Below are 13,609 nucleotides of genomic sequence, written 5' to 3' on the forward strand. Positions count from 1 at the left end.
GCCTCCGACACATCGGCGTAGCTCGTCGCCAGCGGGAAATGCGGCACCTGCAGCTTGCCGAGCCCGTCCTCCGTCATGATGAAGACGGGCGAGTCGGCCTTCGCGGCGAAGGTGGATTTGCCGACGCCGGCCACGCCGTGCATCAGGATGCGCGGCGGCTGGAGCGCGGTGCTCTTGCGGAGAGAGGCAAGGGAGATTGCCATCAGACTGGTCCTTTTTCGGAGTGGGTGAAGGGGGTGGGTTCAACGTTGGCGATCTCAACGTTGAGCTTGCGCACGGCCGGGAGGGTCGGGGACGTCATGCGTCCTCTCCGGTCGTCAGTTCGAAGGTCTCCTTGCCCGTGCGAACAGTCCGGGCGCGATCGAACGCGTTGCGGATGGGGGAGGGCCAAGCCGTGTACTTGCGCTCCGAGACGCGAAAGCTCACCTCGACGTAATCACGGGGATCGTCGCCTGAGGACTTGATGCGCTCCACCAGTTCGGCGAGTTCTCGCTGGTCCCAGTCCACTTTTTTCGGGAGGTCTGCGACCACTGTGACGCCGTTGTCCTCGAAGCGGACTGTGCCCGCATCCTTTCGGACCTGGGAACGCACCTGGCGGGCCCATTCCTTATAACGAAGCCCGAGAGCTGCCTCGAGCCAGGCGACAACTGCCTTGGCTTTGCGCAGGTCAGCGTCAGCTTCGCGCTGGAGTCGGAGCAGTTCCGCCGCCGGCAGGTTGGCGACCTGCTGCACGGTGAATTTCGGGAGGTCGGCCACGGAAGCCACAGCATTCTGCTGGACGGGCAGCGCCGCGCCGGTAGACCTGGTCATCAGAGCAGAGGGGATCATCAGGCAATTCCTTCCTGTGCGGCGCGGAGCACTTGTCCGGCCGTTGAAGTTGATCAACGAATGGATGGTCGGAGAGGCTAGGCGCGCTGCATCAGGCCGGCGGGCCGGTAGCGTTCACCGTTGCGGCGGGCTCATTGGCCAATCCCCTCTTCTCCTTCCCGCCTTTTGCGGCGAGCAACTGGACGATGCGGTAGACCGGCTTCAGCTTCGGCGCTTCGGCCTTGCGGACGGCGATGTAATCCCAGCATCCGTAGGTGACGCGGCGCTGCACAAGGTGCACCCAGTTCTCCTCGCCCAGCATCCAGGCGGCAGTGCCAAGCTCAGCGATCTTGCGCCGGATCGCGTCCGAGTAGCCATCGTTGTGCGGCAGCCGGTCACGACTGAGATGGCCCGTGTAGTAGACGATCCGGTCACCGGGCTTGGCGTCAGCCACCCAGACGCAGAGGTCGACATCATTCATGACGCCCTTCAACGTCAGGGAACGGCTTTCAAGGAAGTGGGGCACATTGCTGGCAATATTGAGCATGGCGGATCTCACTTGCCCTGCGCTGCGGCAGCGCGGTTGCCGAAGCTCTTCATAGGTATGCCAGGTTCAGGAGCGCCGCGCGTAATGCCGGGGGTATACTGCCGGATCTGGCGGATTTCGAAAGCCTCGATGTCCTCGAGGCGATACACGACACGTCCGCCGAGCTTGATGAACTGCGGTCCCTCGCCGGTGAAGCGCCAGCGTTCGAGCGTCCTCGGCGACATGCGCCAGCGATTGGCGAGGTCGGTTTGGGAAAGGTGGGTCGTCGTCATCGCGTTCTCCTTGGCTTCACGTCCGAAGCATGGGGCGATGATGGCAGCTCGCATCGGTGCTGTCGGCGGGATGGGCGGCGGATCGGCGGCGGCTCAGCGGCGGATCGCCGGCGGATGGGCGGCGGATGTATTTACGCAATATTGCGCTAGAGTTTCACGTCAGCTTGCAGAGCGCGCTGATCTCCATGTGGAACCCGAGCACGATGAAGCGATCGGCAGGCCGCTCAGCCTGCCGATTCGCAACGTCGCAACAACGAATTTCAGAGATGCAGTGCTCCGGTCATCCGTCCGCGAGCCGATACCCCCCGCGTCCATCGGAAAGCAGAAGCTTCTGCCAGGCCGGATGGCGACGGAAGAGATTGGCGAGCTTTGCTGCGGAGTCCCCGGACCCAACGCGGCGCAGGATGGCTTTCCCAGAGACCCATGGACTGCCCGACTTCCATGCCTCGTGGAGATAGCGGATGACCCTGGCCTGCAGTTCGCCGAACATGAAGAGCTCACCCCTGAACCACACTTCGCGATAATCGGAAGAGTGTGTAATGTTCTCCACCACACATTCCGGCCGGACATCATCAGCATTGGCACAGCACGCGGCATGGCTGTGACGTCCGGAACGATCCAGACACGCCTCGATCTTGGCGGAAAGGTCTTGCCCGAACTGCCCGAGTGGCTTTCTCACGAAGTCGTTTGCACCCGCCTGGAATGCGCGCACGATGTCCTCGTGCTCCTTGGCATGGCCGCTCACAACGATGACGGGCAAAAGGTGCATGTCGTTGTCACCGCGGCGCGGATGTTTCTGGCGCAACTCCCTCAGGAATGTCATGCCAGCTTCGACGCGCGGACGGATCGAAAACTTCTCGGCCTTGATCTGCAGATCGAGGAGAATGAAGCAGAACTCACCTCCATCGAGCAGGCGTCGGCCATCGGCGAGATTATCAATTGCGACATGGTCGTACCCCATCGATCCCAGGAGATCGCCAATCTCAGCGGCCATGTCCCGCTCGTCTTCCACGATGAGGGCTCTGTGATTACTCATGACGCTTCCATCTCCAGACGCTCGATGGGCAAGAGAACCGTGACGGTAGTGCCCTCGCCCGGACTGCTCTCGAGGGCGAGGATTCCGCTGTGGTCCTGCTCGATGACTTTCCGGGAGATGGGAAGACCGAAGCCCATGCCACTAACCTTGCCGGAGCTGAACAGGTCGACGCAGTCGCGCACGGCGTCACGGCTCATCCCGCAGCCATTATCGGTGATCAGCACCCTCGCGAAGTCTTCCGACTGGCGCTCGATGCTCACGGCAATGCGCCCCTGCCGGTCGGAAGCCTCGCAGGCCTCCATGGCATTGGTGATTATGTTGATGAAGGCCTGCAGCAGCCGCGAGCGATGACCCGAGATGAACAGGCTCTCTGGCAGCAGCAAGCTGAACATCAGAGTCGGCTGCGGTACCGCAGCGCCTTGCTGCGCGAGCGAAACGGCCTCCTTCAGGATCGAGGACAGACACTCCCGGGTCGTCTCGGCGGGCTTGCCGTCGGTGAACTCCCGCAGATTCTCGAGGACCTCGGTGATCAGGCCGACATGATGATGGCCGCGCCGGATGCGGTCCGCCGCGTGCTCCAGTCCCGGCTTGCCGGACAGATCCCGTTCCAGGTTGACGAGGCAAGTATCGAGCGGGGACAGGATCCGGATGATCTCGTGATAGACTTCCTTGACGAAACGGTGATGAAGCTTGCTGGCGGCGGCCACCACGCTCCTCCTCGCCTTCACGCCATAGCGGTTCTCGATCTCGTCCAGCAGGGCGGCGTCGGCATCGAAGGGATCCTGCGCCCTGACCTCAGCGCGCGACAGTTCGCTGCGCCGGACCAGCGTCTTTCGGGCGATGTCACGGACCCAGAGATTGTCGTCGTCGATCAGATTGGCGATGATGCCGTGAAACAGGTCGTGACGGAGGTACAGCGCTGCGTGGGCGACCGCCTTGCGGACCTGCCAGTTCTCGTGGCGCGACAGGCGCAGGAACAGCTGTGCAAGTTCAGGGATGCGTGAGGACGACACGGAGGACAGGCGAAGGCCTTCCCCGGTGCGCTCGACCAGTTCTCGGATGTCTTGCCAATCCCCGCCTTCGACGGCGGCGGGCAGAAGCGCCAGGCTATCCATGCCCGAACCTCAGTGACCATAGCGCTGCATGCGAAGCACGAAGGCTTCCTTGCCACCCTCGAGGAGATGCTCGACCTGATCCTTCACATCATCGACGCGGCCAGTATGCGTCACGCGGCCCCTGCGCCCGTCAGAGGAGAAGACGAACACTCTGTCGGCTTCGCCCAGCACCGGGATGTTCGGATTGTGCGTGGCGAAGATCAGCTGCCGGCCGCCCTTCGCCTCCTGGAGATTGCGGACGATGGTGTCATAGACGAAGGCGTTGTCGAGATTGTCCTCAGGCTGGTCGATCAGCAGCGGCCTTTCGCTCTGCAGCAGAAGGATGGGCAGGATAACGGTACAGCGCTGACCCGTCGAGAGCCCGGCCGAGTTCTTGTAGTCGGTGCCGTCCTTTAGTTCGATCAGAGGTTCATCCTCGAGATCGACGGTCTCGACACCCGAAAGCTGATCAGACGCCTTGAGGTGTGACAGGATGCGGCTTGCCTGGTCCTCGCTGATGCCGGCATCCTCGACAAGGCGCGCGGCGTCACCTTTCCGAACGAGGCGCGACAGCTCTTCCGGCGACACGGTTTCGACGATCCGCATGACCGGCCGCATGTATTGCAGCCCGCATCCCTTCAGCATGTCCTTGAGGACAGCCTCGTAGCTGCTCCGGTCGCCTGCCTGGCGCACACTCACCCGCACCATGGGCGCAAGGGCCTGCGACAGGCGGTCGGCCACTTCCTTGCGCAAGGCGAAGCGCTGGTCGCGGAAGTTGGAGAACTCCCCCATCAGCTTGCGGTGCCGGACCTCCATGGCCTTGTGCTTCTGGCGCAGGCCGGCGAGATCATGCTGCGCGCGCGTCAGGAACAGGTGGCGCTTCTGCAGGCTGGCGCGCTCCGCGGCATGCTGGCGCTCGACGTCCGATTGCGCCACGAGCTCACGGTACTGCTGTTCCTGCCGCGCATGGTCCCCGGCCAATTGTTCGGAAAGGGCGCTGAGCTGGTCCAGCACGGCCTGTCCTGCGTCCTCCAAACGCTTGGTCTCCGCGCGGTATGTGTCGACGAAGGAGGCCATCAGGCTTTCGACCTCCTCGAAGAGACCAGAATTGGGGCCCTCCCGGAAATCGGCGATGAGGGGCGCAGAACACGCCTCTGCCACATGCTCTCTCTGGCGGCGCATCGCGGCCCTGGCGTCGTTGATTGCAAGCCGCAGATCTCCAAGAGCGGCTGTCTCGCGGCCGCGCAGCGCCTTGTGCGAGTGAGCCGCATTGATCAGCCCGGCATCGGCGCCATCGGCAACCTGCAGTTCCTGCAATCGTTTGCTTACAACATCGATCTCGGGGACCACCTCCTCGGCTTCGCGGATACGGCCTTCGATCATGCGCAGTTCGGCCGCACTGTCCTGGACCTGGCGCTTCGCCCGCGCGATTTCTGTTTCGACCTCGCGGATTTCTTCCTCGGCGAAGCGGTCGATTAGCGAAAGCTGGAAGCGCGGCGTCGTGGCGATCTCCTCGATCTCATTCTGGCTGTAGATATCGGCCTTGAACACGAGATCCCGGTCGAGCGAAACCGGAACGGGCTCGCCATCACGGTCGAGCACCTGTACGTCATCACCCCACGGCCGCTCAGCCCGGTAGCGCGTCCCGTGCTTGGTCTCGACCTCGAGATAGATGGTCCCGCTGCCGAGATTGCCGCGCACATGGCCCTCGATGGCCTTGGCGCGGGGCCGGCTGTCGTTCACGTCCGGCATCATGCCGAGAATGTAGCGGATGAACTCGAGAACCGTCGTCTTGCCCGTCCCGCGGCCGCCGATGATGCAGTTGAGGCCGTCGCTGAACTCGAGCCGCGTTCCGTCGAGAAAGCCGCCCTCCACCTCGATGCTGAGGATGCGATGGTGCGGGTGATGGCTGCCATCCTTGCGCTTGCGCGCCGCAGGAACACGCACGGGCGACTTGTCCATCGATTGCTCCCCCCACCTGAAACGCCGATGCGGCCGTTCACCATGCCGCACGGGGCGGCTCTTGTGTTCGCTATTTGTTCCATCGTACACACAGAGTCAATCCCCCGAATTTTGATTCGGCCCGCTCTGCTTCACGGGAACCCGCCGAGGTCTCGACAACCGCATGATTCGACTGAGATTCGTGAGCGATGAATTTTTTCCACAGGTTTCCGGCAACAGGGACAAGCCGGATGATGCCCTGCGAAATTGCCATGGTCGCGGAGGCGCAGACGGTGGCAATGTCTCCGTTGGATGAGGGGTGTCACGACAGGTGATGCGGAAAATGGCGCTCGCTGCCGGTTTGATGGCTGGCCTTCTGTTCATGGCGGCTGCAGCCTCGGCCGCGCCGCTCATTCAGGGCACCGCCTCCGTCATTGACGGCGACACCATCGAGATCCACGGGGAACGCATCCGCTTCGACGCCATCGACGCACCGGAGAGTTCCCAGCTTTGCCTGGACGCCGCCGGCAAACGATATCGTTGCGGCCAGAAATCCGCCTTCGCACTCGCCGACATGATCGGGCGATCCGTTGTGAGTTGTGAGCCCAAGGGACGGGATCGCTACAAGCGGGTCATCGCCGTCTGCTTCAAGGGCGATATCAATCTCAACGCCTGGATGGTCGCGCAGGGCTGGGCGGTGGCGTTCCGGAAGTATGGAATCGATTACATCCCGCAGGAAGACGACGCCCGGCTGAACCGCCGCGGCATCTGGGCGGGCTCCTTCGAGATGCCCTGGGACTGGCGGGCGCGAAACCGATGAGCCGCAACGCCGCCGCACAGGCCCAACAGACGCCGCAGGATGTGCTGGCGGGCATTGTCGAGCGCGTCACATTCCACAATGATGAGAACGGCTTCTGCGTGTTGCGTGTCAAGGCGCGCGGGCACCGTGATCTCGTCACCGTGGTAGGGCACTCGGCGGCGATCTCGGCGGGGGAATGGATCACGGCCACGGGCGAATGGTTCAACGACCGGACACATGGGCTGCAGTTCAAGGCCCGGTTCCTCAAGACCACGCCGCCCACCACGGCGGAGGGGATCGAGAAGTACCTCTCCTCCGGCATGATCCGCGGCATTGGCCCGGTCTATGCGAAGAAGATGGTGAAGGCCTTCGGCGAAAAGGTCTTCGACATCATCGAGGCCAACCCTGAGCGTCTGCGGGAAGTGGACGGCATCGGCGTGGTGCGCGCCCAGCGGATCGTTGCCGCCTGGGCCGAGCAGAAGGCGGTGCGCGAGATCATGGTGTTCCTGCACAGCCATGGCGTCGGCACGGCGCGCGCGGTGCGGATCTACAAGACCTATGGCGCCGACGCCATCCAGGTGATGACGGACAACCCCTATCGGCTGGCCCGCGACATTCGCGGCATCGGGTTCCGCACGGCTGACGCCATTGCCATGAAGCTGGGGATCGAGAAGACGGCCATGATCCGCGTCAGGGCGGGTATCTCCTATGCGCTGACAGAGGCCATGGATGAAGGGCACTGCGGCCTGCCGGTCGAGGAGTTGGCGCCGCTGGCGGTCGAACTGCTTGATGTGCCGAAGGAACTCATCCAGACGGCACTGGAGCTTGAGCTTTCCGAGGGCACCGTCATCGCCGATACGGTGGCAGAAACGCGCTGTGTGTTTCTCGCCGGCCTCCACAGATCGGAGCAGGCCATTGCCGAGCGGTTGCAGACCCTTGCCAGCGGCAAGCTACCCTGGGCGTGGATCGACCCCGACAAGGCACTGCCCTGGATTGGGCAGAAGACGGGCCTCAGCCTCGCGCCGAGCCAGAAGGACGCCATCCGCCTGGCGCTGATGGCCAAGGTTCTGGTCATCACCGGCGGCCCCGGCGTCGGCAAGACCACCATCGTCAATTCCATCCTTCGCATCCTTTCCGCAAAGGGCGTCAACCTCCTGCTCTGCGCGCCGACGGGCCGCGCGGCGAAACGCATGACGGAGGCTACCGGATTCGAGGCCAAGACCATTCACCGCCTGCTTGAAGTCGATCCCAAGGGCGGCGGCTTCAAGCGCAACGCTGAGAACCCGCTCGACTGCGAGTTACTGGTCATCGACGAGACCTCGATGGTGGATGTGCCCCTGATGCATGCCCTCCTCAAGGCGCTGCCGGATTCCTCCGCCCTGCTCGTCGTCGGCGACATCGATCAGCTGCCTTCCGTGGGGCCCGGCCAGGTGCTGGCCGACATCATCCAGTCCGAGGCCATCCCGGTGGTGCGCCTCACGGAGGTGTTCCGCCAGGCTGCCGAGAGCCGCATCATCACCGCCGCGCACCGCATCAACAAGGGCCAGATACCTGATCTCGCAAAGCCCGAGGGCGAGAGCGACTTCTACTTCGTCAACGCGGCAGAGCCCGAGGCCGCCGTTCCCTTGATCGTCGACCTGGTCAAGAACCGCATCCCGAAGCGCTTCGGCTTCGACCCAATCCGCGACGTACAGGTACTCTGCCCGATGAACCGCGGCGGCGTCGGTGCTCGCTCGCTCAACATCGAGCTGCAGGCGGCACTGAACCCGGCCACAGAACAGAAGGTCGAGCGCTTCGGCTGGACCTTCGCCCCCGGCGACAAGGTCATGCAGATCGAGAACGACTACGAGAAGGAGGTCTACAACGGCGACGTCGGCTACATCGACGCCGTAGATCTCGACACCGGCGAGTTGATCGCCAGCTTCGACGGTCGCGCCGTCACCTACGGATTTGGTGAACTCGACACGCTCGTCCCCGCCTATGCGGCGACGATCCACAAGTCGCAAGGCTCCGAATACCCTGCCGTCGTCATTCCGGTCATGACCCAGCACTATGCCATGCTGCAGCGGAACCTGATTTATACAGGCATCACCCGCGGCAAGAAGCTGGTCGTGATCGTCGGACAGGCCAAAGCCGTGGCCATCGCAGTGAAGAATGTCTCGGGCCGCCGGCGCTGGACGAAGCTCAGGGAATGGCTCGCCCGTAACACCGCCACTGCCGGAACAGTGTGAGGGGGACCCCTAACCATGCACTACCGGTTCGACCCGCACATCTTCGTCGATCAGCCGATGCATCTGGCCCGGAGCGGCGAGACTGATTTCCGCGTGAAGGTCGCAGGCCATACCGCCGGCCGCATCTTCGCAACCTTCCGCAGCAGCAGCAGGCATGTCTGGCTGTGGACCGTGACAGGGCCCTATCTGCCGGGAGCCCAACTGAATGGCAGCGGTGACGCCGAGGATTTGCCAGAGGCGAAAACGGCATTCCGAAGCACCTTCGACGCATGGCTTTCATGGGCGATTCGCCAGAATGGCCCCATTACATGGCACGAGTAGCGACCCGGACTCTCGGGTTTTCCACACGACAGTAACCCCCGCGATTTCGAAGGCTTTCCTGCGGCTTTCGGATTGCTGAAACAAGCTTGCTTTAGAGCGTTTCGCAGGGCTTCTCTTGCTCATCAACCGCAAAATCAAACGGTCTTGATGAACAGCACACCACCCGTGAACTGGACGCCGCCGGAGAGGATGACTGCCGCCGAACGGCTCGATGAACTGGCGCAGATTCTGAGCGCCGGCCTGCGGCGTATCCTGCCCGGACAGTCCAGCACTTTATCTGCGGCAGCCCCAGACAGTTTGGTCGACTTCTCGCCCCTGAAGAGCGGTGTTCACCGTCGCAAACTTCGCAACCGAGTTGGAGGGTGATGATGAAGACCGCGATGAAACCGAAGCCACACGCACTGCCGCGGCCAGGTGAGGATGCCGCCACCGATGGCGCCGTGCTGGCCCAGCTGGCCGCCATGCAGCGGCTGTCGGTGAATGAGCTGAAGGCAAAGTGGGAGGCGCTGTTCGGCACGGCAGCGCCCAATAATGCGCGGGCCTTTCTGGAGCTGCGGATCGGATACCGCATCCAGGAACTGACCTACGGCGGACTAAGCCGTGACACCCGCCGCATGCTGGATCTTCTCGCCGACGAGGTGGAGGGCAAGATCGCGAGAAAGGGCATGTCGGTTGATGCAAGAAATCCCCTGCCCGGAACACGGCTTCTACGGGAGTGGGACGGTGTGGAACATGCCGTCACCGTGTTGGCGGACGGATATGAATGGCAGGGCCGCAAGTACCGTTCCCTCTCGGCCATTGCCAAGGCCATCACTGGCACGAGCTGGAACGGCTTCAGGTTCTTTGGCATGGGCGGCAGGAAAGGGAACCGGGCATGAACAAGCCATCCGTGATCCCGATGCCGAAGCGTTCCCGCTGCGCCATCTACACCCGCAAGTCCTCGGAGGAAGGCCTCGATATGGAGTTCAACTCCTTGGAGGCGCAGCGGGAGGCATGTGAAGCCTATGTCGCCAGCCAGAAGGCGGAAGGCTGGGCCGCCATCCGCGAGCGGTACGACGACGGCGGGTTCTCCGGCGGTACGCTGGAGCGCCCTGCCCTGAAACAGCTTCTCGCCGACATTGAGGTTGGGCTCATTGATGTCATTGTCGTCTACAAGATCGACCGGCTGTCGCGTTCGCTGATGGACTTCGCGAAGCTGGTCGAAGTCTTTGACAGGAACAACGTCACCTTCGTGAGCGTAACACAGTCCTTCAACACCACGACCTCCATGGGTCGGCTCACCCTCAATATATTGTTGAGCTTCGCCCAGTTCGAGCGCGAGGTAATCGGCGAGCGCATCCGCGACAAGTTCGCGGCCTCCCGAAAGCGTGGCATGTGGATGGGTGGCTTCGTGCCGATGGGCTACGACGTGAAGGACCGCAAACTGGTGGTCAACGAGACTGAGGCGGCGACCGTGCGGATGATCTTCGAGCGCTTCGCCGCTCTCGGCTCTGCCTCCACCTTGGCGCGCGCCGTCCAAGTCGAGGACGTCCGCAATAAGCGCGGCAAGCGCATCGACAAGGGCTTCATCTACAAGCTGATCAACAACCGGGTCTATCTCGGCGAGGCCGTCCACAAGGGCATTTCCTATCCCGGTGAGCATCAGGCCATCATTACGCAAGGGCTCTGGGACCGTGTTCACGCCATTCTGAAGGAAAGCCCGCGCGAACGCCGCACCAAGAACCGCAACAGTTCCGAGGCGCTGCTCAAGGGTATCATCTTCACAGACACCGGCGCGGCCATGACCCCGACCTACACGCGAAAGGGCGAGAGGCTCTACCACTACTACACATCGATGGATCTGATTCGGAATCGCGACACGGGGGGCTGTGCGGGCCCCATGCGGCTTGCTGCCGCCATGGTCGAGGGTGCCGTCATCGCCGAGATGCGACGTATCATCAGCGCACCCGAGGTCGCCGCCCGCGTGATTGAGGCGCAGGGCCGAGACGGCCCAATCATGGATGAGCGCGCAATCGTCGCTGCCCTGCGACGGTTCAACGAACTCTGGGAGGCGCTCTTTCCAGCCGAGCAGGCTCGCATCGTGCGGCTCCTCATCGACAGGGTCACGGTGGGCCCAGACGGGATGTCCGTGGATCTTCGCAACAATGGCGTCGATGCCCTCATCCGGGACCTGAATGCCAGCGCCAGCAAGCAGGCCGCCAAATGAGCAGTGCCAACGACGTTATTCGGGTGGTCATCCCGCTCGCCATTCGTCGTCGCAACGGGCGGCCGAGGGTCCTGCCACCGGAAGACGTCGCCGCCAGGCAGACGCGCGCGCAAGATCCGCACATCCTCAAGGCACTGGGCCGGGCGTGGGCGTGGCGGCGGAAGTTGGAGAGCGGTGAGATGGCAACGGTGGGGGATATCGCGAAGTCGGAAAGGGTCACCGACCGCTTCGTAAGCCGCACCATGCGGCTGGCTTACCTCTCGCCGGACGTGCTGGAGCGGCTCATCCTTCTGCGTCAACCCCCGGCAGTCTCGTGGAATGACCTAGTCCATGCCAGCTACTTTCCCTGGGCCGGGCAGATGGAGTACGTGCTCGATCACGAACATTTGGTGGGCGATTAAAGAGCACAATTCTCTGCGAACGCGGTAGCGAGGGCGCTGTCCATGGTAAGGGGCGTCCTCCGCTTCAAAAATAGCCGGTTTCTTCCTGATAGGCTGAACGCAAGAACGCTGAATCAAAAACCGACTTCAGAAACTCCCGAATAATCGGCCGCTGCACCGCGTCCCGCCCTGGGCAAAGGTCAAAGGCGCCGACACTCGGGAAAAGGACTCCTGGAGCACCGCTGAAAGCGGTGGGATGGCGGACATAGAGGTTTTGTCGCTTCCCGGTGAGATTCATGGATGTTCCATCACCGGGAAAGAGGATGTAGGCGCCTCGGCTGCTCAAGATGCCGTCCCGGTATGTGTGCATCTTAAAGAGGTCATCCTGGCGATAAATCCTGGCCAACTCCACTTCATAGTCTGAACTGCTTGCCTCGTCCTCTGGGCTGTCATCTAGGTCAGACTGTCCACCAAAGTCGACGCTTTCCAATCGATATTTGGCATCGAAGTGAAGCCACTGGCGCTGTACGTTCTCAGCGCCTTCTGTGATGATCTCAATGCTATAATCCGGGTCGAACTTGGCCGTGTAGCTGCCGTACCAGATACCAAGCGCCTTAGTTGGCCTCGGGAACAGCCGATTGTAGAAGAGGTTGACCTTGAGAGTACGTGACGCGGTTTGGCGATAGATGTAGCTCGTCCGACTGCGCTTCCCTCGTTGGAGGCGGACCTGCAACCCGGTTCTTGATACGTCGATGAGGGACCCATCGTGCGGTAGCTCAGCTTCCGCCAATTCTGTCAGCGTGCGTTTCAACAGGAAAAAACACCAGTATTCATAAAGTTCACTGACTGGCCGAATATCGCCCACAAGGCCATCGGCAAAATGCCGCGCTCGCTTCCAGGGCAATTCTAGACCCATTCGTAGTGAGATATCGAACTTCAGAACCTCCCTGTAGCCCCGGCGTTTTTGCAGTACCTGTGAATTTGAGGGGAATGTCCGCAGCTGGCCAATGCTTCGCCAGATTCCAGAGGACAGCTCTTCATCAAGGCTGGCAATCCACCGCTTCACCTCACGGAGAGAAGCGGCCTTGCCTCGGCTTTCCAGCACCAGCGCTAGGCGCTGCGCCATAAGCACCAGCTCTTCGAGAAAGGATTTCACATAACGGTTTTCGGGGGTATCTGAAGATTCTCGGAGCTCAGACACTGGAAACTCACGGGGGCTATAGCCCCGGAACAACTTCGCAAAGGGGCCGCCCGCCACCATCGCTGCCGGGTCACACTCCTCAATAAAGGCTGCAACATCAGGTGTCTGAACGGAGCCAATATCTTCAATGCTCCTTCGCTGGTGCAGATGGGTATGGAAGGAACGTCGAATTTCATCCAAGGCAACTGGCAGATTGCGTTCGGCCATGATGTGTCGAAGCTGGAACAATAGGGCGGCTTCGGTCTCTGCTGTAACATCGGCAAGATTGAAGCCCGCGCTCACCGGGCTATCGAACTGGAGCAGCAGCTCGGAAAGTTCCTCAGCTACGTCGTCCAGCAATGCGCGGAATTCATCCAGGTAGCCAATTTTTCTACAAACGACCTCTGCCTTAAGCGGAGCATTTGGGGCTAGCGAAAGATCCAAGATGCCAGCGTGGCTCCTCAACCGCAGTAGCCCAGAAATCGTCGTGCTACCGTCAGCATTCTCACGCCAACGGCGGGGAGGGTCAGCCTTGAAAACGGTCCCTAGGCGTTCAACAAACGGCCAACCCTTGGGTCTATCCTGGCGCCCTAAGTCGGTGGCCGTCGCTGGAAGCGTTATATCAACCAGGTACTCTGTATTCTCTCTGAGCTGAAACCGTTCAAAGAGTACCGGGGCGTCTTTGCGCCAACACATGGCTGGCGCCTGCTCAACGAGTTCACTGTCATCAACCTCCTCCTCAGCAAGCACCAAGTTGGGCATTTCCGGTAGTAGTACTAGCGGCCGTCCGCGTCC

At 61.9% G+C, this 13,609-nt stretch carries 15 protein-coding genes; 7 read left to right on the forward strand and 8 right to left on the reverse strand.

All coding sequences use genetic code 11. From position 1 onward, the window contains the following. The 7 genes from ACK4HL_RS17525 to ACK4HL_RS17555 form a co-directional block, all read right to left on the reverse strand. Positions 1–203 (reverse strand): AAA family ATPase (locus tag ACK4HL_RS17525; RefSeq protein WP_409763049.1); only part of this gene is annotated, 203 nt, incomplete at its 3' end. A gap of 94 nt (positions 204–297) precedes the next feature. After that, complete coding sequence (locus tag ACK4HL_RS17530; protein WP_409763052.1) at positions 298–810, reverse strand: hypothetical protein; 513 nt, start codon at positions 808–810, stop codon at positions 298–300. A gap of 109 nt (positions 811–919) precedes the next feature. Further along, a complete protein-coding gene (locus ACK4HL_RS17535) occupies positions 920–1,354 on the reverse strand; it encodes a hypothetical protein (protein ID WP_409763055.1) in 435 nt (144 codons plus the stop codon). Positions 1,355–1,362: 8 nt separating this feature from the next. Further along, complete coding sequence (locus tag ACK4HL_RS17540) at positions 1,363–1,626, reverse strand: helix-turn-helix transcriptional regulator (protein WP_409763058.1); 264 nt, start codon at positions 1,624–1,626, stop codon at positions 1,363–1,365. Between the two features lie 280 nt (positions 1,627–1,906). Continuing rightward, positions 1,907–2,662, reverse strand: a complete 756-nt coding sequence (locus tag ACK4HL_RS17545; RefSeq protein ID WP_409763061.1) for a response regulator transcription factor — start codon at positions 2,660–2,662, stop codon at positions 1,907–1,909. Continuing rightward, positions 2,659–3,777, reverse strand: coding sequence for an ATP-binding protein (locus ACK4HL_RS17550; protein WP_409763064.1), 1,119 nt, complete (start codon positions 3,775–3,777; stop codon positions 2,659–2,661). The genes ACK4HL_RS17545 and ACK4HL_RS17550 overlap by 4 nt, the downstream gene beginning before the upstream one ends. Before the next feature lie 9 nt (positions 3,778–3,786). Next, a complete protein-coding gene (locus tag ACK4HL_RS17555) occupies positions 3,787–5,718 on the reverse strand; it encodes an AAA family ATPase (protein WP_409763067.1) in 1,932 nt (643 codons plus the stop codon). 322 nt (positions 5,719–6,040) lie between these two features. On the opposite strand from ACK4HL_RS17555, the gene ACK4HL_RS17560 reads away from it, so the two are divergent. The 7 genes from ACK4HL_RS17560 to ACK4HL_RS17590 all read left to right on the forward strand — a co-directional run bounded on the left by ACK4HL_RS17560 (position 6,041) and on the right by ACK4HL_RS17590 (position 11,655). Then, on the forward strand, positions 6,041–6,517 hold the full coding sequence (locus tag ACK4HL_RS17560; protein ID WP_409763070.1) for a thermonuclease family protein: 477 nt from the start codon (positions 6,041–6,043) through the stop codon (positions 6,515–6,517). Next, entirely contained in the window at positions 6,514–8,727 is a 2,214-nt protein-coding gene (locus ACK4HL_RS17565; protein ID WP_409763073.1) for an ATP-dependent RecD-like DNA helicase, read from the forward strand. The genes ACK4HL_RS17560 and ACK4HL_RS17565 overlap by 4 nt, the downstream gene beginning before the upstream one ends. A gap of 15 nt (positions 8,728–8,742) precedes the next feature. Continuing rightward, complete coding sequence (locus ACK4HL_RS17570) at positions 8,743–9,048, forward strand: hypothetical protein (protein ID WP_409763076.1); 306 nt, start codon at positions 8,743–8,745, stop codon at positions 9,046–9,048. Between the two features lie 147 nt (positions 9,049–9,195). Continuing rightward, positions 9,196–9,414 (forward strand): hypothetical protein, encoded by a 219-nt coding sequence (locus ACK4HL_RS17575; protein WP_409763079.1) that lies wholly within the window; start codon positions 9,196–9,198, stop codon positions 9,412–9,414. Next, entirely contained in the window at positions 9,414–9,926 is a 513-nt protein-coding gene (locus ACK4HL_RS17580) for a DUF2924 domain-containing protein (RefSeq protein ID WP_409763082.1), read from the forward strand. The genes ACK4HL_RS17575 and ACK4HL_RS17580 overlap by 1 nt, the downstream gene beginning before the upstream one ends. Further along, positions 9,923–11,254 (forward strand): recombinase family protein, encoded by a 1,332-nt coding sequence (locus ACK4HL_RS17585; protein ID WP_409763085.1) that lies wholly within the window; start codon positions 9,923–9,925, stop codon positions 11,252–11,254. The genes ACK4HL_RS17580 and ACK4HL_RS17585 overlap by 4 nt, the downstream gene beginning before the upstream one ends. Then, entirely contained in the window at positions 11,251–11,655 is a 405-nt protein-coding gene (locus ACK4HL_RS17590) for a hypothetical protein (protein ID WP_409763088.1), read from the forward strand. Before ACK4HL_RS17585 ends, ACK4HL_RS17590 begins: the two co-directional genes overlap by 4 nt. Positions 11,656–11,719: 64 nt before the next feature. On the opposite strand, the gene ACK4HL_RS17595 is transcribed toward ACK4HL_RS17590, so the two are convergent. Beyond that, positions 11,720–13,564 carry a DUF2357 domain-containing protein gene (locus ACK4HL_RS17595; RefSeq protein ID WP_409763177.1) on the reverse strand — a complete coding sequence of 615 codons (1,845 nt, stop codon included), beginning with the start codon at positions 13,562–13,564 and terminating at the stop codon, positions 11,720–11,722. Positions 13,565–13,609: the final 45 nt, after the last annotated feature.

It is taken from the genome of Aestuariivirga sp. (assembly GCF_046294715.1).
Classification (GTDB): domain Bacteria; phylum Pseudomonadota; class Alphaproteobacteria; order Rhizobiales; family Aestuariivirgaceae; genus Aestuariivirga.

What these genes read in the sequence shown, in the direction of transcription:
- ACK4HL_RS17530 (WP_409763052.1), bottom strand. Translation starts at nt 810, where the DNA reads ATGACCAGGTCTACCGGCGCGGCGCTGCCCGTCCAGCAGAATGCTGTG.
- ACK4HL_RS17535 (WP_409763055.1), bottom strand. Translation starts at nt 1,354, where the DNA reads ATGCTCAATATTGCCAGCAATGTGCCCCACTTCCTTGAAAGCCGTTCC.
- ACK4HL_RS17540 (WP_409763058.1), bottom strand. Translation starts at nt 1,626, where the DNA reads ATGACGACGACCCACCTTTCCCAAACCGACCTCGCCAATCGCTGGCGC.
- ACK4HL_RS17545 (WP_409763061.1), bottom strand. Translation starts at nt 2,662, where the DNA reads ATGAGTAATCACAGAGCCCTCATCGTGGAAGACGAGCGGGACATGGCC.
- ACK4HL_RS17550 (WP_409763064.1), bottom strand. Translation starts at nt 3,777, where the DNA reads ATGGATAGCCTGGCGCTTCTGCCCGCCGCCGTCGAAGGCGGGGATTGG.
- ACK4HL_RS17555 (WP_409763067.1), bottom strand. Translation starts at nt 5,718, where the DNA reads ATGGACAAGTCGCCCGTGCGTGTTCCTGCGGCGCGCAAGCGCAAGGAT.
- ACK4HL_RS17560 (WP_409763070.1), top strand. Translation starts at nt 6,041, where the DNA reads ATGGCGCTCGCTGCCGGTTTGATGGCTGGCCTTCTGTTCATGGCGGCT.
- ACK4HL_RS17565 (WP_409763073.1), top strand. Translation starts at nt 6,514, where the DNA reads ATGAGCCGCAACGCCGCCGCACAGGCCCAACAGACGCCGCAGGATGTG.
- ACK4HL_RS17570 (WP_409763076.1), top strand. Translation starts at nt 8,743, where the DNA reads ATGCACTACCGGTTCGACCCGCACATCTTCGTCGATCAGCCGATGCAT.
- ACK4HL_RS17575 (WP_409763079.1), top strand. Translation starts at nt 9,196, where the DNA reads ATGAACAGCACACCACCCGTGAACTGGACGCCGCCGGAGAGGATGACT.
- ACK4HL_RS17580 (WP_409763082.1), top strand. Translation starts at nt 9,414, where the DNA reads ATGATGAAGACCGCGATGAAACCGAAGCCACACGCACTGCCGCGGCCA.
- ACK4HL_RS17585 (WP_409763085.1), top strand. Translation starts at nt 9,923, where the DNA reads ATGAACAAGCCATCCGTGATCCCGATGCCGAAGCGTTCCCGCTGCGCC.
- ACK4HL_RS17590 (WP_409763088.1), top strand. Translation starts at nt 11,251, where the DNA reads ATGAGCAGTGCCAACGACGTTATTCGGGTGGTCATCCCGCTCGCCATT.